Origin of the sequence: Amycolatopsis magusensis, assembly GCF_017875555.1 — a bacterium.
Lineage (GTDB): Bacteria > Actinomycetota > Actinomycetes > Mycobacteriales > Pseudonocardiaceae > Amycolatopsis > Amycolatopsis magusensis.
Genome location: NZ_JAGGMS010000001.1, coordinates 8,034,786 through 8,051,147 on the forward strand (window position 1 = coordinate 8,034,786; position 16,362 = coordinate 8,051,147).

Sequence of the window (16,362 nt, forward strand, 5' to 3'; positions counted from 1 at the left end):
GATCCGGGAGATGTGTGATGACCAGTTCGGCAGGCAAGGTGCTCGTGGTGCTCGGGGCGGGACCGGGGCTCGGGATGTCGATGGCCCACCGGTTCGGCGAGGAAGGATTCCGGGTGGCTCTGGTGTCCCGCAGCGACCGGCGCCACGAGAGCTACTGCGCGAGCCTCGCCACGGCGGGCGTGGATTCGCGCAGCTACACGGCCGACGTCACCGACCAGGGCGACCTGCGGCGGGTGCTCGGCGAGATCGAAGGCGACCTCGGCGTGTTCGACACCGTCTACTTCGGACCGGTGAGCACGGATCCGATGACCATCGTGCCGCTCCCCGAGGCCGGTGCGGACGACGTGCGGGCGCCGATGGACCGGGTGTTCACCCCGGCGGTCACGGTGGTGCGGGAAGTGCTCCCGGCCATGATGGAGCGCCGGGCGGGCGCGTTGTTCTTCGGCGGCGGGCTCAGCGGCAAGGTCCCGATGCCGATGCTCGGCAACCTCGCCCCCGCCTCCGCGGCGCTGCGGATGTACGTGCTGACGCTCGCCGAGGCGGTAAAGGAACACGGCGTGTACGCGGGCACGCTCACCATCGGCGGGCTGATCGAACGCGGCGATCTGTACCAGGCCCTCGCCGAGCAGGCGGCCGCGATCGGCACCATCGACCCGGACGACATCGCGGCCACCGCCTGGGAGATGTACGTCCAGCGCGACCGCGCCGAAGCCGAGTTCTCCGCCATGGCGCCCGCGATGTGACGGCCAGCGAGGAACCTAGCGCGGCAGCTTCACCACGGTGACGAAGAAGTCGTCGATCTGGCGGACGACCTCGACGAAGCGCTCGAAGTCGACCGGCTTGGTGACGTAGGCGTTGGCGTGCAGGTCGTAGCTGCGCAGGATGTCCTCTTCGGCCTCGGAGGTGGTCAGCACTACCACCGGGATGCTGCGCAGCTCCGGCTGGGCCTTGATCTCGGCCAGCACCTCGCGCCCGTCCTTCTTCGGCAGGTTGAGGTCCAGCAGGATCAGGCCGGGCCGCGGGGCGTCGGTGTAGGGACCGGTGCGGCGCAGGAAGTCCAGTGCCTCGACCCCGTCGCTGACCACGTGCAGCGAGTTGCGGATCTTGTGGTGTTCGAAGGCTTCCTGCGTCATCAGCACATCGCCGGGGTCGTCCTCGACCAGCAGGATGTCGATCGGCGCCAGTGATTCGGTCACGGTGTCTCACTTTCTGCGGTCTTCGCCGCGGGCTCTTCCCCGGGTGCCGGGACCGGTTCGACGGGCAGGGTGAAGCGGAAGCGGGTGTGCCCGGCGGGCGCCTCGGTGTCCAGCCAGATGCGGCCACCGTGGTACTCGACGATCTTGCGGCACATCGCCAGCCCGATGCCGGTGCCCGGGTAGGCGCTCTTGGGGTGCAGCCGCTGGAAGATCGCGAAGATCCGGTCGGCGTACTCCGGTTCGATGCCGATCCCGTTGTCGGTCACCGAGAACGTCCAGTCGCCCCCGGTGCGCTCGGCCTCGATCCGGATCTCCGGCGGCTGCTCGCCGCGGAACTTCAGCGCGTTGCTGAGCAGGTTCTGGAAGACCCCGGTGAGCAGGCTGGTCTCGCCGTGCACCACCGGCAGCTCGCCGTGGGTGATCGTCGCACCGGTCTCCTCGACGACCGTCTCCAGGTTGCGCGTCGCCTGCTTGACCAGCTTGTCCGCCTCGACCTCGGCGCTCTCGCCGGTCTTGCGGCCGACCCTGGAGAACGCCAGCAGGTCGTTGATCAGCGCCTGCATCCGGCGCGCGCCGTCCACCGCGAACTCGATGTACTGGTCGCCGCGCTCGTCGAGCTGCCCCTGGTAGCGGCGTTGCAGCAGCTGGCAGAAGCTGGCCACCTTGCGCAGCGGCTCCTGCAGGTCGTGCGAGGCGACGTAGGCGAACTGCTCGAGGTCCGAATTGGACCGCTGCAGCTCGTCCCTGGCGCGCTGCAGCTCGGCCAGTTCGGCGACGATCCGCCGGCGCATGTCCTCCACGTCGGCGCCCAGCTGGACCAGCTCCCGCGGCCCGCTGACGCTGACCTGGCGGTGGAGGTCGTCCTCGGTGACCGCCCTGACCTCGGTGGCCAGTATCTGCAGCGGACGCGCGATGGCCCGGCGGAAACCCAGGTAGAGCGCGGCGAACAGGGCGATCAGCAGGACCGCCACCACGGCCAGCACGGACTGCAGGAAGGTGGCGGTGGTGTCCAGCTCGGCCCGCGCCTCGGTCCGCGCGCTGGTGTAGTGGCCGCGCTGCACGTCGAGGACCTGGCGGACGCCGTCGAAGTACGCCTTGCTCAGCTCCACCTGCTGCGCGCCGACCTGCGGGGCGCCGGGCGCGGTCCAGGTTTCGGCCAGCCGCTGCCACTCCCCCGCCCGCTCCAGCACGGCGTCGAGATCCGCGCCGGCCACCGTGCCGGGCTGCGCACCGGCGTCGCGCAGTTGCGTCACCGCGCGCGCCTGCTCGGCCTGCCCCTGCGTGTAGGGCGCGTAGAAGCGGCGGTCACCGGTGAGCAGGTAGCCCCGGACCCCGGTCTCCTGGTTCAGCAGGGCCGAGGTCAGCATCTGCGCCCCGGTCAGCCCGGGGTCGATCTCGTCGACCAGGCGGACGCGGGCCTGGTCGAGGCTGCCCAGGGCCAGCACCCCGGCGACGATCACGCCGATCAGCAGGGCGGCGGTGATCGAGGCCAGCAGGGTCAGCCAGCGGCGGATCGGCCAGCTGGTCGCGGCCCGGCGGCGCAGTTGTTCCGTGGTCTCCGTGCTCATGCCGCCTCCTGGTGGGTGAGCAGCACCACCGCCACGTCGTCGTCGAGCGGGCCGCTGTTGCGGCGCTCGACCTCGGCGATCAACGCGTCGAGCGCCTCGGTCGGGTCCTCACGCCAGTCCGGCCGCGCGTGGAGCAGGTCGACGAACAACGCGGTCATGTCCTCCTGCCCGAGCAGTTCCACCCCGTTCCCGCTGCGGCCCTCGAAGATGCCGTCGGTGCACAGCAACAGGGTCCAGCCCGGTTCGAGGTCGATCTCGGCGGCTTCCCAGCGGGCGTCGGGCAGCACGCCGAGCGGTACGCCGAGCCGGTCGACCGGCAGCAGGTCCGCGCCGGCGCCGCTGAGCAGCAACGGCGGCGGGTGTCCGGCGAGGCGCATCCGCACCGACCGGCGGTCCGGGGCCACCGAAAGCGCGCACACGGTGGCGAAGTGGTTGTGGATCCGCTCGTGCATCAGCACCTGCTGGACGGTGGCCAGCACCTCGTCCTGCGGCAGCCCGGCGAGCACCAGCGAACGCCAGGCGATGCGCAGCGCGACCCCGAGCGCCGCCTCGTCGGGACCGTGGCCGGAGACGTCGCCGATGATCACGTGCAGGGTGCCGTCGGTCAGCTCGACCGCGTCGTAGAAGTCGCCGCCGAGCAACGCGCCGTCCCGGCCGGGCCGGTAGCGGGCGACCAGCGAGAGTTCGTCGGAAGCCAGCAGCGGGGTGGGCAGCAGGCCGCGTTCCAGGCGCGTGTACTCGCTGGCCAGCAACTGTTGTTCGCGAAGGGACTGTTCGACCTGCTCGGCGCGCTTGCGCTCCCATGCGTACCGCAGCGCCTTGCTCAGCAGCGGGCCGTCGACCTGGTTCTTGACCAGGTAGTCCTGGGCACCGGCGGCGACCGCGGCCTGGCCGGTGCGCTCGTCGGCGCGGCCGGTCAGCACCACCACCGCGGTGCCGGGCGCGGCCCGGCGGATCCGGGCCACCGAGTCGAGGCCCATCGCGTCGGGCAGGGCGAGGTCGAGCAGCACGCAGTCCGCGCGGATCGGGGTGGCCAGCGCCTCGGCGAGGGTGACCACCCGCTGCAGAGTGGTCGGCTCGAGCGCGTCGGCGAGCATCTCCTCCACCAGCAGCGCGTCGCCGTCGTCGTCCTCGATCAGCAGCACGCTCATCCGGTAACCCACGGACAGCCGCGGCAGTGGACCTGCCTGTTCAGGCGAGTGAGCCGAGCCCATCCACCCTCCGAATCCGCCGTATCCACCGTTCGCCGCCCGCCACCGGGCGGGCCGTCTGGGGAAGGCTACACACCGCGCCGGGAGCCCTCGCGTAAGCTCGCCGCGTCGCCGGAGAGGTTTACGCTGGGGTACTCACCGATCAGCTATCCGAGGGGACAGCGTTCTTCCGATCGGGGGAAAGGGCCGCGACCGTGGTGGACAAAGATCCAGGACAGCACGCACTGGATCTCGCCGGTGATCCCGCCGAACTGGGCCGGGTCCGCGGCTGGGCACGAGCCGCGCTCGACGGCGTCCCCGGCGTCGACCCGGCGCTGCTGGCCGACGTCGTCGGCGCGCTGGACGAACTGGCCTCGAACGCCATCCGGCACGGCGCCGCCCCCCGCCGGGTCCTCCTGCGACACGCGAACGGCGCGCTGCGCGTCGAGGTCAGCGACGGTTCGCCGGTGCGGGCCGAATACCGCGCCCCGAGCACCGACGGCGGACGCGGCTTGCGCATGATCGAGGCCTACGTGGACACCTGGGGCCAGACCGAGCACGACGGCGGGAAGACCGTGTGGGCGGAGTTCGCCCTCCCCCCGTCCTGATCCCTCCACATCCCTCCACACCGGACACAAAAGTGGCTCCCGGAGCGGATAGCCGCTCCGAAAGCCACGTTCGTGTCCCGCGCCCGATCCAGGATCGGGGGTGGTGACTACTGGTTGGTGCCGGGCATCATGACCTTGTCGATCACGAAGACGGTGGCGTTCTTGGTGGGGATGTTGCCGCACAGCACCTTCGCGCCGTTCACCGTCATGTTCTCGCCGCTGCCCTCGATCTTCAGCGGGCCACCAGCGGTGTTCAGGCTCTCCAGCGACCCACCGGCCGCTTCCAGGCCCTTGGCGTCATAACGCTTGGCCACGACGTGGTACTGCAGGATCGGGGCCAGCTCGTCGGGCTTGCCAGCCAGCTCGGTGAACTTGGCGTCGCCCAGCTCGGCGAACGCCGGGTCGGCCGGGGCGAACACGGTGATCGCCTCCTGGCTGTTCAGCGTGTCCACCAGATTCGTCGCCTTGACCGCGGCCACCAGCTTGGTCAGCAACGGGTTGGTCGACGCGGCGCTGGCCACCGGCTGCGGGCCCATCGAGTCCAGCGAACCCGGCTCGTTGCCCTGCGGCAACTGCGAACACGCCGGACCGAACACATCGGCGTTGGTGGTCACGCCCGAAGCCATCCCGGACGGGGCGGACATCGGGGGCGGAGCCATCTCACTCGACGGCGCCGGAGCCGGGGCGGCGGTGTCACCGGGGGACGCGGTGTCACTCCCGCTGCAAGCAGCCAGGGACAGGGCGGCCACCGCGGTGATCCCGATTCCGGCGAGGCGAAGGTTCTTCACTGCGATCACTCCATTTTCCTGCGACTTGTTTTTCCTTCTCGACGGTGATTCGGAACTGCCCGCGAACCGGATTGCGTCCGATCGGGTGATGCGGCTCACTTCGCCGAAAAAGAGAGGGTGTGCCAGCCGGTGGCGCCGTCCGGAACGGTGCCCGCGCGGTCCTCGGTCTGGACGTAGCCGGTTTTGTCGACGGCCCGGCAGAAAACCTGGTGAGTGCCCTGGGGCACCTCGAGCTCGTGCCACCACATGCGCCAGGTGTCGAGGTTGACTTCCTTGGACAGCATGGCTTCCTGCCACGGTCCCCGGTCCAGCCGGACCTCGACCCGGTCGATCCCGGTGTGCTGCGCCCAGGCGATCCCGCCGAGGCGGACCTTGCCCGCGGGCACCGTTTCGAAACCTTTCGGGAAATCGATGCGCGACTGCGTTTTGATCGGTGCCTGCTCGGCCCAGTTCCGGTCGAGCCAATACGCGCGCCGGGCCGCCCACGTGGTGATTTCCAGGTCGACCACCCATTTGGTGGCCGAAACATAACCGTAGAGCCCGGGAACGACCAGCCGGGCGGGAAAACCGTGTTCGACCGGCAGCGGTTCGCCGTTCATCCCGATCGCCAGCATCGCGCCCCGGCCGCGGTCCAGCGCGGCGGCCACCGGGGTGCCCGCCGTCCAGCCGTCCACACTGGTCGAGAACAACTGCTCGGCCCCCGGCCGGACACCCGCCTCGGTCAGCAGGTCGGCCAGGTCCACCCCGACGAAGTTCGCCGTGGAGACGTACGGCCCACCGACCTCATTGGACACACAGGTCATGGTGATGGTGCGTTCGACCAGCGGCCGGTCGCGGATGTCGGCGTAGCTGAACGTCCGCTCGTCCTCGACCATGCCGTGGACGCGCAGGCTCCAGTCCTCGGTCCGCAGCTGCGGCACCGACAACGCGGTGTCCACGCGGTAGAAGTCCTTGTTGGGCGTGAGGAACGGCGGGGTGCCGAGCTTCGCGAAGTCGGCGTCGGCGGGGATGGCGGGCGCGGTCCGCGCGGGCACCAGGGCACCGACGTTCGCCCGGGAGGACGCGGCGTCGCGAGTTCCGGCGAGCGCCTGGCCCGCGGCACCGGCCACCCCCGCCCCGACCACCACTCCGGCACCGGCGAACAACACCGAACGCCGCGAGGGCCCGTCCGACGACTCGACGCGCGAGGCACGCAGTTTTCCGTGCAGCCAGAGGAAAACCGCGACCCCGGCGAGCAGGCTGGCCACCGGTGCGAGTACCGCGACACCGCTCAGATCGGGACGCGCGGCCACCGCGACGATGCCGACCACGCCGAACAGCCCGATCACCACCGCCCCCGGCACCGCGGAACGCCGCGACGCGAGACCGGCCGCCGCCGAGACCAGCGCCATCACCACGGCCATGCTCAACAGGAGCACGAGCTTGTCGTAGGTGCCGAAGGTCCGGACCGCGAAGTCCTTCAGCCCGACCGGGGTGAGGTCGATGGCGCCGTTGCCGACGGCGAGGTACGGCGAGGCGTTGCTGCTGATGAATCCGGCGACCAGGTGTCCGGCCGCCAGCGCGGCCAGCAGGGCGAGCACGCCCAGCGAGGCCGACACCAGCGCCGGCAGTCGCGCGGTGGCCGGTTCCTGGGGTCCCTCCGAGCTGCTCATGCCGGTCATTCGGAGCCCGGCGACCGGCGGATTGGTCCGGCGTGGGGTCAGCCGAGCTGGATCTCGCCCTGGTTCAGGACCCGCGGGTGGAAGTAACCCGCTTGGATCTCGGCGTTGGAGTTGTTGCCGCGCAACTGTTCCGACCAGACCATGAAGTAGCTCCAGCGCGGCTGCCCGGTCAACATGCCCGCGTCCGGGATCTTGCCCATCTCGGCGACGGCCAGCGGCTTCTGCCCGGCGATGCCGAGCATCTGCTGGTAGTCACCCGCGTTCGGGCGGTCCTTGTACCAGACGTCCAGTGAGACCACGTCGGCGTAGGCGTCGCCCGGGTAGTAGTCCGCCCAGCCGCCGTTCGGGTTGTCCTGGACGTTCCACACCCAGATCAGGTTGTCGAGCCCCTTGCCCGAGAGGTAGTCCCGCGTGATGCGGTAGAGCTTGGCGCCGCCGTCCGGGCCGGGACGGTTTCCCCACCAGTTCCAGGATTCGTTCATCTCGTGCAGCGGCCGGAACAACGCGGGAACCCCGGCGTCCTTCAACTGCCGCAGGTACGGCACGACTTCGTCGAGGCGCCGCTTCCACGCCTGGTTCAGCCCGGTGCCCTCGGTGACGAGCTGACCGAACTGCTCGTCGCTGATCCGCGTCTTGACCCCGCCGTCGAATTCGCAGGTGCTCGGCCCGGTCGGCGTGCACACGTGCCAGGTGAGCGCGACCAGCGAACCGTTGGCCCATTCGGTCTTGGCCTGGTCGATCACGCGCTGCCGGTCGGCGACGTCCGGCGCGCGGAACATCAGGTCCCCGCCCCACAGCCCCGGGTACTGGCCGGTGATCGCGTGCACCTGTGCGGTGTACTGCGACGGCAGCGAAGCCGGTTCCTTGTTGTGCTGCCCGGAAATCACGCCGGTGCCCGCGGTCGCCCGCAGGTGGTCGAGCAACTGCTGCTTCGTGGTCGCCGGGAACGCCTGCGCCGCGGGGACCAGCAACGCGGCGGCCAGCAGGGCGGCGGCGGCACCGGCCACCGGGCTTCGGAAACGCATGGGGTCCACCTTCCGACGGGGAGGCACCGAAGGTAGCCGGGAAGTAACCACCCGGACAAACCGTCCGGTATGTTCAGCGCGGACCACCACTTGACCAGCGGCTCCCGACTTTCCTACCGTAAGTAAGGTGCCGACGACCGCAGAAGCCAGGATCAAGCCGGTGGTGCGCTGGGGCCTCGGCCACGCGCTCCCCCGCACCGCCCTCCGCGCCGCGGCCCGGCGAGGTGATCTGCAGGCGCGCCTCTTCGTCGAGGCTTCCGCGACACCGACAGCGCAGCTGGCCGAGGTGTTCGACGGCATCCGCGCCCGCGGTCCGCTGCTCAAGTCCCGGTTCGTCTACGCCACGACCTCGCACGCGACGGTGAAGGAGGTCCTCACCGGCAACGACTTCCGCAGCGGGGTCGGCGCGGCCGGTGACGGGGTGCTGGCGCGGCTGACCGCGTGGTCCGCCGGCGACCTGCTGCACCCGGTGGCGCCGCCGTCCCTGCTGGCCACCGAACCGCCGGACCACACGCGCTACCGCAAGCTCGTCACCAGGGTGTTCACCGTGCGCGCGGTGGAGAACCTGCGCCGGCGCACCGAGCAGATCGCCAAGGAACTGCTCGACCAGCTCGATCCCACCGGTCCCGTCGACCTGGTCGGGACCTACTGCGGACTGCTCCCGGTCACCGTCATCGCGGAGATCCTCGGCGTGCCCGCGCACGAGCGGCACCGCGTGCTCGAACTGGGCACCGCGGCCGCGCCCAGCCTGGACATGGGCCTGCCGTGGCGGCAGTTCCGTCAGGTGGAGGCGGCGCTCGCCGACTTCGACGGCTGGCTCACCCGGCACTTGGACCACCTGCGCGAGAACCCCGGCGACAACCTGCTGAGCAAGCTCATCGCCGCGCGGGAGGACGGCGTCGGCCTCACCGGTCGTGAGCTCAAGGCCACCGCTGGGCTGGTGCTCGCCGCCGGGTTCGAGACCACGGTGAACCTGCTCGGCAACGGTATCGCGCTGCTGCACGACCATCCGGAGCAGCTCGAAGCGCTCCGGGCCGATCCCAGTGGCTGGCCGAACGCGGTCGAGGAGATCCTGCGCGTCGATCCGCCCGTGCTGCTGACCGGGCGGACCTGCCTGCGCGACACCGAGGTCTCCGGCGTCCGGGTGCCGGAAGGTGCCGTGGTCACCACGATCCTCGCCGGGGCGAACCGCGATCCGGCCGTGTTCACCGATCCGGCGCGGTTCGACACCACCAGGGAGAACGCCCGCGAACACCTGTCGTTCTCCGCCGGACGGCACTACTGCCTCGGCGCCGCGCTGGCGCGGATGGAGGGCGAGGTCGGCCTCCGGGTGTTGTTCGACCGCTTCCCGTCGCTGCGCCTGACCCCCGGCGCGCAGCGGCGGGCGACCCGCATCCTGCGCGGCTACGAACACCTTCCGGCGCGACTCACCCGGTGATCATTCGCGGCCGAGCACGATCGTCGGCTCGAGGTCGTATTCCCGTTCTTCCCCGCGGGAGCGCTGCCGGGGGACTTCGGTCGCGGCACCGGCCGCGGCGTCCAGCTCCTCGCTGACCGTTTCCCGCTCCTGAATGCTCGTCATCGTTCTCACCTTCGTACTCCGGATTGACCCGCAGAATGGCTACCCAGTCGCCCGTGGGCCAATCGGGTCAACCGGGTGACACCCGGAATGCTGTTTCCACCACCCGTCCGAGGGGTATCCAGCCGACATGACCGCATGCCGGATCGGTTTTGTCGGGGCGGGCGGAGTCGCCCGGCGTCACGCGGAAACACTGGGGGGGTTCAGCGATGTGACCGTGGCCGCGGTGACCGATGTCGACCACGATCGGGCGGCCGAATTCGCCTCGGAGCACGGCGCCCGCTCGGTCCCCGGGGTGGGCGAACTGCTCGACTCGGGGCTGGACGCGGTGTACGTTTGCGTGCCGCCCTGGTGCCACGGGCCGCCGGAAGAAGCCGTGGCGGCCGCCGGATTGCCGCTGTTCGTGGAAAAACCGGTCGGGCTGGACGCGGACGAGGCCGAGCGGATCGGCCGGTTGATCGCCGATGCCGGGCTGATCACCGCGGTCGGCCACCATTGGCGGTATTCCCAAGGGGTGGCGCTGGCCCAGCACGCGTTGCGGGACCGGCCGGTCCGGCTGGCCATGGGCGCCTGGCTCGACAAGGTGCCTCCGGTGCCGTGGTGGGCGCAGCGCGCGCACTCCGGCGGACAGGTCATCGAGCAGGCCATCCACGTCCTCGACCTCGCCCGGATGCTGGTCGGCGAAGTGACCGAGGTGCACGCGATCGCCGACGCCGATCCGCCGGGTGTACCGGGAGCCGACATCGACGGGGCCACGGTGGCGAACCTGCGCTTCGCCGGTGGCGCGATCGGCACGCTCGCCGCGACCTGCCTGCTCGGCTGGAAACACCGGGCCGGGCTGGAGGTCTACGCCGGTGATCTGGCGATCTCGGTGACCGAAGGCGAACTCCAACTGCGACAGGGCCGGGACGAGCCGCAAACGCGGTTGCTCGACCCCGACGCGGCCAAACGAGCCGCCGACCGCGCCTTCGTCGACGCCGTGCTGGGCCGCGGCGACGACATCCGCACTCCGTACGAGGACGCGCTGCGCACCCACCGGCTCGCGTGCGCTGTCGCCGAATCGGCGGCCAGAGGCGTGCCGGTGGAGCTGGGAGCGCGAAACCATGCCGTCTGAACAACTCCTGGTGATCGACCAGCCGGGCGAGGTCAGCCTCCAGCCGATGGCGCAGCCGGATCGGCCGGAGGAAGGCACTTTCGACGTCGAGGCGGTCTACAGTGGACTCTCCGCCGGGACCGAGCTGTCGTTCGTCAAGGGCACCCACCCGCACCTGAAGAACGGCTGGGACGGCGAACTGGGCCTGTTCGGCGACGGGCCGGCGCACACCGGATTCCCGGTGCGGCAGTGGGGTTACATGCAGGTGGGCCGGATCGTGGCGAGCCGCGTCCCGGCCTTCGCCGAGGGCACGCTCGTGGCGATGACCTACGGCCACCGGTCGCATCACCGCGCCGACCCGCTCGCCGAACGCGTGGTCCCGCTGCCGGCCGAACTCGATCCGCTGCTCGGCATCTACGTGGCGCACATGGGCCCCATCTGTGCCAACGGACTGCTCCACGCGGCGGCCGAACTGCACGGCACCGGCGCCCGTTCGCTCGGTGACGGTGTGGCCGGGATGCGCGTCGCGGTCACCGGTGCCGGCGTGGTCGGCCTGCTGACCGCGTTGTTCGCCCGGCACCACGGCGCCGCCGAAGTGGTGGTCGTCGATCCGACCCCGCAACGGCGGCAGGCCGCGGAAAACCTCGGCTTCACCACGCTCGACCCGTCCGATGGGGACACCCCCACGCGGTTGAAGACCCGCTGGCGCCACCGGCCCGGCGACCGGGGCGCCGATCTGGTGTTCCAGTGCCGGGGCCAGGCGGACACCCTGGGCCTGGCCCTGCGGCTGCTGCGGCCGCAGGGCACCGTCATCGACCTCGCCTTCTACCAGAGCGGGGCGGACGCGCTGCGGCTCGGCGAAGAGTTCCACCACAACGGACTCGGCCTGCGCTGCGCCCAGATCGGCCGGATGCCGCGCGGGCTCGCGCACCTCTGGGACCGCGAACGCCTGTCCGCCGAGACCATCGCGTTGCTGCGAGCCGAAGGGCCGGCGATCCGCGAACACCTCGTCAGCGATCTGGTGCCGTTCGAGAAGGCACCGGAGCTGTTCGCGGATCTGGCCGACCGGCGGCGGCACGTGCTTCAGGCCGTGTTCACGTTTTCAGCGTCTGCCTGAGCCCGTTCGTGCGGTGTGCCACCGAATCCAGGCCGAGCACCGTCCGGTAGAGGGACAGGTACTGCTCGGCCATGACGCCAGGGGTGAACCGGGTGGCGGCGGCACGGCGGCAGGCCGCGGGATCGAGTTCGCCCGCGCGTGCCAGCGCGTCGGCCAGCGCGTCCTCGTCGCCGGGTTCGACCAGGAAGCCGGTGCTCCCCTCGTCGATCAGTTCGGGCAGGCAGCCGCGCCGGTAGCCGATCACCGGCGTGCCCAGCGCCAGTGACTCCACCACGGCTGTGCCGCCCGGTTCTTCCCAGTGCAGCGGGAAAACACACGCGCGGGCCCGGGCGAGCAGCACGTCGCGCTCGGTCGCACGCAGGGAACCGATCCAGCGCACCCGGTGCCCGTCCACGTGCGGGCGCACTTCGTCGCACCAGTAGCGGACATCGGGGTTGCGGGCGGCTTCCGGGTCGGTGGCGAGCGCCTGCTCGAGCGCCGCCACGGTGTGGAACGGCCCGATCGGCCCGGCCAGCACCACGTCGTCGCTGATCTGCTTCGCCAGACGGGCGGCCACGTGCTGCCCCTTGCCCGGGGTGATCCGGCCGAGCACCACCACGTAGTCCTGTTTGGGCGGGGTTTCCCGGCGATCGGCGCCTTCGGCCAGCGGTGTCGACAAGTGGACGTGGCCGAGGCTGTGCGAGCGCAAGGCGGGCGGTGCGCCCGAAAGCTGTGACGCGGACACGCCGTTGACGTGGATCCGGCCGTAGCCGTTGAAGTCGCCGTAGAAGGCCGGGTGCTTGGCGAGGTCCCAGTGCAGCGTGTGCAGCACCGGCGGCCCGGCTTCGCCGAGGGAGCCCAGCATCGCGGGCCCGACCACCTCGACGTGGTCGTGCACCAGGTCGAGGTCGTCCCGGTTGCGGAGTTCCTCCACCACGCGGCGCATGTGCGTCATGCCGGTGCCCATCGCGCGGTTGTACGGCCGGAGCAGCTGGCCGAACTGGGGTTCGTCGTAGGCGGAAATGAGTTCGTCGGTTTCCAGCGGGCTCGCGGCGATGGAGGCGAGCACCACGTGCACCCCGCGCCGCCGCAGTTCGGGGACCAGCGCGGCGACGATGTTCTCGATGCCGCCGTACCCGTCCGGCGGTACCGGCAGCCAGGGTCCGGCGTTGATCAGCACTCGGATGCTCATGCCCGGCTCCCCGTGGTGTCGGCGCGCAGGGACGCCAGTGGCGGTCTCTCCGGCAGGCTGATCTCGGTGCTCACGACCTCGCGCACGTCGCCGTGCGCCCCGGCCCGGTGCCGGAACTGGTCGAGCCGGGCGGGCCGCGCCGTGGGGACCACGCCCCGGCCGGCGCGCTCCAGGCGGTCGAAGACGGTCAGCATGATCTGCGCCGACATCCGGCCCAGCGCTTCGAGGTCCTGGTGGCGGTGGCGGCGCTGCCCGAGGTCGACCTGCGTCATCGCGTCGAGGCCGACCACGTCGAGCAGGTCGATCAGCAGCGCGATGTCCACGCCGTAGTGGGAAACGAACGGCACGGCTTCGAGCGCGCTCCGCCGTCCGGCGTACTCCCCCGCCAGCGGCTGGACGAAACCGGACAGCTCCGGCCAGCACAGGTTCAGCAGCGGGCGGGCCACGAGTTCGGTGACGCGGCCGCCACCGTCGGGCTCGCTGTGGCCGCCGCGCACCAGCGGACGGCGGTAGAAACCCTTGACGAACGCGGTTCCCGGGTCGGTCAGCAGCGGGCCGAGCAGGCCGGTGACGAACTCCGGCGGGCAGCCGACGAGGTCGGCGTCGATGAACGCGACCAGCTCGCCTTCGGTGGCGTAGAGCCCTTTCCACAGCGCTTCGCCCTTGCCGGTCAGCGGGGGAAGGTGCCCGAGCACGTCGGTCTGGTGGACCACCCGCGCACCGGCGGCCGCGGCGACCTCGGCGGTCGCGTCGTGCGAGCACGAGTCCACCACCACGACCTCGTCCACCAGTTCGTGCTGTCGCACCATCGAAACGATGGCCCCGACCGTGGCTGCTTCGTTGAACGCGGGCAGCACGACGCTGACCGTGGTACTGCCTTTGGCGGCGCGCAGTTGCCGCATCGGCCAATCGCCTGCTCTGGCGGGCTCCGAATGGGGGATCGACAGCATGGGGACCACCTTCCGAAAAATGGGGGAACAGTGTCCTCGAAATGTCGTGCTGGTTAACTCAGAATCCTCTGTGGACGGTTATGGCACTGTCGGCGGGATCGTTGCGGAGCACTTCACCGGCTTCCGGCACGCGCAGCAGTTCGGCGGCCGTGGTGGCCGCGAGCGCGGCCCGCACCAGTGGTGACACCCGGCACACCACCAGTTCTCCCTGGCTGTCGGCGCGCAGCAGTTCGCGGATGCCGGCCGGATCGAGTGCGGTGACGCCGGACAGGTCCAGCAACACCAGGCGCGGCACCGGATCCAGCCACGCCGCCTCGATCGCCTCGCGCAGCGAAGCCGCGGTCCGCGCGAGGACCGGTCCGGTGACCACGACCGTTTTCAGCAGATCATCGAGACCGGCGGTGTGGACGCGCATTTCGACGGCGAACTCCACGGGGGTTCCCTTCGGGGTGCGGTGGGGGTGGCCCCGGATACCCAGCCAGAAGGGGTTCAACCATGGACGGTGCGCGAAAAAAGTAGTCCCGCTTCGCCTCCAGGATCGGGGGAGCTCCGAGGCGAAGCGGGAGTCGTGGGGCCGGTCCGGGGGTCGCCTCTCGGCGAGTGGCTCGACGTGGCTCCAGCCGAACTGGTATTCCACGAAGGCGGTGGGTGAGGCCCGGGGACACCACGCGGACCGGCACCCAGTACAACGCCCGGGCGCTCCTGGTGTTCCGTCACAGGGAGTGACGTGCGCCTCAGCCGCGGTGGCTCAGGCAGGCCGCCGCTGCCGGGCGTGGTCGACGATGGCCAACGCCACTTCGAGTGACACCAGTTCCGGCACCGGCACGCTGTCGATGTCCGCGCACCACTGCGCCAGCAGCCGGTCCACCACGGTCTCTGACCACATCACGCACTCCTCGTTCCTCGGGTGCGTAAGTCGCCGGAAACGGCCGGGACGTTAACAACGCGGTCACCCGCCGTGAGCGCCATCACCGGCCCATTTCCCGTGCAAAACTTTCCGCCCGCATCCGCGGTTGGTGAACCAGCACGGGGGTTAACCCGAACGGGCGGGTCCGTTCGCACCACGACGCGGCTCGATCCGCGGGCTACGCTGAGCGCGCCGGCAGTGTCGCGAATGGACTGCCGACGGGAGTGGATGCCTGATGAAATCGCGGAACACCACCATGCTTTCGGCCTGCCTGGACCGGGAGATCGACCACCGGGAGGCCGTCGCGATCGCCAGGAAGATGCATGGCGCCGACCTGATAGCCATCGCCGTGCGCGGCGCCATCCTGGGTATCGCCAACCGCACCGACCTCACCCCCTACCCCGCGCTGGAGCTGGCGGGCGAGGCCTTTGTGGACGGTCTGGCCGACGCGGGCTTCACCGTGCGCTCGTGGCGCTCCATCGAATGGCTGTCCGGCGCCGAAGCCGAACTACGCCGCGCCGGGGACCACCACCTGCAATGGCACCCCATGGCCGCCTGATGTCACGAATGTGGCTTTCGAGACGCCCCACGTCCCGAAAGCCACATTCGTGACACCCCACCCTCGCGCACCCGAACCCCACACTCAGGCAGCCGAGTCACACACTCACGCACCCGAGTCCCACACTCAGGCAGCCGAAGCTCACGTTCGCGCAGCCGAGCCTCGCGTTCGCGCCCACCCCGACGCACTCCCCCAACGCGACCCGACAGCACCCTCGCCCCAAGGAACGCACTCGGCCCCCGTGGCTTACCAGCACGCCGGAAGCACCCCCGCGACACCAATGTGGCTTTGGGGGCGGATTCGGCCCCCAAAGCCACATTCGTGTCCCCAGCACACCGAGCCCAGCGCCCCCGTCCCAGCAAACCGGACCCCAGCAACCCGGAACCCGAGCAGCACAACCCGAGTGGCCGCCCACACCTCCCCCATCCCGGTCCACAGCCCAGAACACGGCGGGGATTCCTTTGTCAAGGCACGCTTTCCCGCCTTGACAAAGGAATCCCCGCCGTAGTCACAATAAAAAACCGGGGTGGCCCCGAGATACCGACGCAGCTCAGAAAAGCTGGGTAGCCACCTAAAGACCCCTCACATCCCAGACCGGAACCGGTCCAGAACCCGCCGTTCCCGCTTAGTCGGCCTTCCAGCCCCTCGATCCCGCCGAGCCACCGGAATGGCTGCTTCCGGCGGCGGCGCCGGAGTCCGGTCGATGAAGCAAGTGGCGGCGTCGACCGCGCCGACCCGTTTCTGGATCACGCGCACCACCTCGACGACGCGGGTCCGGTCGCCGACGCGGGCGCGTACCTCGTCACCCGGCGAGACGGTGGTGGCGGGCTTCGCGGGCTTGTCGTTCACCCGCACGTGCCCACCGCGGCAAGCCGCCGCGGCATCCGGTCGGGTCTTGGTCAGCCGGACCGCCCACAGCCAGCGGTCCACTCGGGTGGACTCCACCGCCC

The 16,362-nt window shown here is 70.6% G+C and carries 18 protein-coding genes; 6 read left to right on the forward strand and 12 right to left on the reverse strand.

What is annotated here, in order from left to right; all coding sequences use genetic code 11:
* The first annotated feature begins 17 nt into the window (after window positions 1-17).
* Window positions 18-743, forward strand: coding sequence for an SDR family NAD(P)-dependent oxidoreductase (locus JOM49_RS35930; protein ID WP_209668585.1), 726 nt, complete (start codon window positions 18-20; stop codon window positions 741-743).
* Between the two features lie 15 nt (window positions 744-758).
* Here the strand turns inward: JOM49_RS35930 and JOM49_RS35935 are convergent, their stop codons facing one another.
* From JOM49_RS35935 to JOM49_RS35945, 3 genes are read right to left on the reverse strand one after another with little or no spacing between them, the layout of a single operon-like run.
* A complete protein-coding gene (locus JOM49_RS35935) occupies window positions 759-1,196 on the reverse strand; it encodes a response regulator (protein ID WP_209668586.1) in 438 nt (145 codons plus the stop codon).
* Complete coding sequence (locus JOM49_RS35940) at window positions 1,193-2,764, reverse strand: sensor histidine kinase (protein ID WP_209668587.1); 1,572 nt, start codon at window positions 2,762-2,764, stop codon at window positions 1,193-1,195. Before JOM49_RS35940 ends, JOM49_RS35935 begins: the two co-directional genes overlap by 4 nt.
* Complete coding sequence (locus JOM49_RS35945) at window positions 2,761-3,915, reverse strand: PP2C family protein-serine/threonine phosphatase (RefSeq protein ID WP_308158990.1); 1,155 nt, start codon at window positions 3,913-3,915, stop codon at window positions 2,761-2,763. The genes JOM49_RS35940 and JOM49_RS35945 overlap by 4 nt, the downstream gene beginning before the upstream one ends.
* Window positions 3,916-4,169: 254 nt before the next feature.
* Here JOM49_RS35945 and JOM49_RS35950 point away from each other — a divergent pair, with 254 nt between their 5' ends.
* Complete coding sequence (locus tag JOM49_RS35950) at window positions 4,170-4,562, forward strand: ATP-binding protein (RefSeq protein ID WP_209668589.1); 393 nt, start codon at window positions 4,170-4,172, stop codon at window positions 4,560-4,562.
* Window positions 4,563-4,669: 107 nt separating this feature from the next.
* Here the strand turns inward: JOM49_RS35950 and JOM49_RS35955 are convergent, their stop codons facing one another.
* The 3 genes from JOM49_RS35955 to JOM49_RS35965 all read right to left on the reverse strand — a co-directional run bounded on the left by JOM49_RS35955 (window position 4,670) and on the right by JOM49_RS35965 (window position 8,036).
* Window positions 4,670-5,350, reverse strand: coding sequence for a fasciclin domain-containing protein (locus JOM49_RS35955; protein ID WP_209668590.1), 681 nt, complete (start codon window positions 5,348-5,350; stop codon window positions 4,670-4,672).
* 95 nt (window positions 5,351-5,445) lie between these two features.
* Window positions 5,446-7,002: a molybdopterin-dependent oxidoreductase gene (locus tag JOM49_RS35960; RefSeq protein WP_209668591.1), complete on the reverse strand. Its 1,557-nt coding sequence runs from the start codon at window positions 7,000-7,002 to the stop codon at window positions 5,446-5,448.
* Between the two features lie 47 nt (window positions 7,003-7,049).
* Window positions 7,050-8,036 (reverse strand): glycosyl hydrolase, encoded by a 987-nt coding sequence (locus JOM49_RS35965; RefSeq protein WP_209668592.1) that lies wholly within the window; start codon window positions 8,034-8,036, stop codon window positions 7,050-7,052.
* A 127-nt stretch (window positions 8,037-8,163) separates the two neighbouring features.
* Between JOM49_RS35965 and JOM49_RS35970 the strand changes: the two genes are divergently transcribed.
* Window positions 8,164-9,474 (forward strand): cytochrome P450, encoded by a 1,311-nt coding sequence (locus tag JOM49_RS35970; protein WP_209668593.1) that lies wholly within the window; start codon window positions 8,164-8,166, stop codon window positions 9,472-9,474.
* Here JOM49_RS35970 and JOM49_RS35975 read toward each other — a convergent pair whose 3' ends face one another.
* Window positions 9,475-9,618: a hypothetical protein gene (locus JOM49_RS35975; RefSeq protein ID WP_209668594.1), complete on the reverse strand. Its 144-nt coding sequence runs from the start codon at window positions 9,616-9,618 to the stop codon at window positions 9,475-9,477. It lies immediately after the preceding gene.
* Between the two features lie 127 nt (window positions 9,619-9,745).
* Between JOM49_RS35975 and JOM49_RS35980 the strand changes: the two genes are divergently transcribed.
* Both JOM49_RS35980 and JOM49_RS35985 read left to right on the forward strand, forming a co-directional pair.
* A complete protein-coding gene (locus tag JOM49_RS35980; protein ID WP_209668595.1) occupies window positions 9,746-10,729 on the forward strand; it encodes a Gfo/Idh/MocA family protein in 984 nt (327 codons plus the stop codon).
* Window positions 10,719-11,825: a zinc-dependent alcohol dehydrogenase gene (locus JOM49_RS35985; protein WP_209668596.1), complete on the forward strand. Its 1,107-nt coding sequence runs from the start codon at window positions 10,719-10,721 to the stop codon at window positions 11,823-11,825. The genes JOM49_RS35980 and JOM49_RS35985 overlap by 11 nt, the downstream gene beginning before the upstream one ends.
* On the opposite strand, the gene JOM49_RS35990 is transcribed toward JOM49_RS35985, so the two are convergent.
* The 4 genes from JOM49_RS35990 to JOM49_RS36005 form a co-directional block, all read right to left on the reverse strand.
* The gene (locus tag JOM49_RS35990; RefSeq protein WP_209668597.1) at window positions 11,803-12,996 is read right to left on the reverse strand and encodes a glycosyltransferase; all 1,194 of its coding nucleotides are present in this window, start codon (window positions 12,994-12,996) and stop codon (window positions 11,803-11,805) included. The two genes, JOM49_RS35985 and JOM49_RS35990, sit on opposite strands and share 23 nt — an antisense overlap.
* Window positions 12,993-13,946 (reverse strand): glucosyl-3-phosphoglycerate synthase, encoded by a 954-nt coding sequence (locus JOM49_RS35995; RefSeq protein WP_209668598.1) that lies wholly within the window; start codon window positions 13,944-13,946, stop codon window positions 12,993-12,995. Before JOM49_RS35995 ends, JOM49_RS35990 begins: the two co-directional genes overlap by 4 nt.
* Window positions 13,947-14,004: 58 nt before the next feature.
* Window positions 14,005-14,379, reverse strand: coding sequence for an STAS domain-containing protein (locus tag JOM49_RS36000; protein ID WP_209668599.1), 375 nt, complete (start codon window positions 14,377-14,379; stop codon window positions 14,005-14,007).
* Between the two features lie 315 nt (window positions 14,380-14,694).
* Window positions 14,695-14,832 (reverse strand): hypothetical protein, encoded by a 138-nt coding sequence (locus JOM49_RS36005; RefSeq protein WP_209668600.1) that lies wholly within the window; start codon window positions 14,830-14,832, stop codon window positions 14,695-14,697.
* 256 nt (window positions 14,833-15,088) lie between these two features.
* Here JOM49_RS36005 and JOM49_RS36010 point away from each other — a divergent pair, with 256 nt between their 5' ends.
* Window positions 15,089-15,412 carry a hypothetical protein gene (locus JOM49_RS36010; protein WP_209668601.1) on the forward strand — a complete coding sequence of 108 codons (324 nt, stop codon included), beginning with the start codon at window positions 15,089-15,091 and terminating at the stop codon, window positions 15,410-15,412.
* Window positions 15,413-15,994: 582 nt separating this feature from the next.
* Here JOM49_RS36010 and JOM49_RS36015 read toward each other — a convergent pair.
* Window positions 15,995-16,357: an RNA-binding S4 domain-containing protein gene (locus JOM49_RS36015; RefSeq protein ID WP_209668602.1), complete on the reverse strand. Its 363-nt coding sequence runs from the start codon at window positions 16,355-16,357 to the stop codon at window positions 15,995-15,997.
* Window positions 16,358-16,362: the final 5 nt, after the last annotated feature.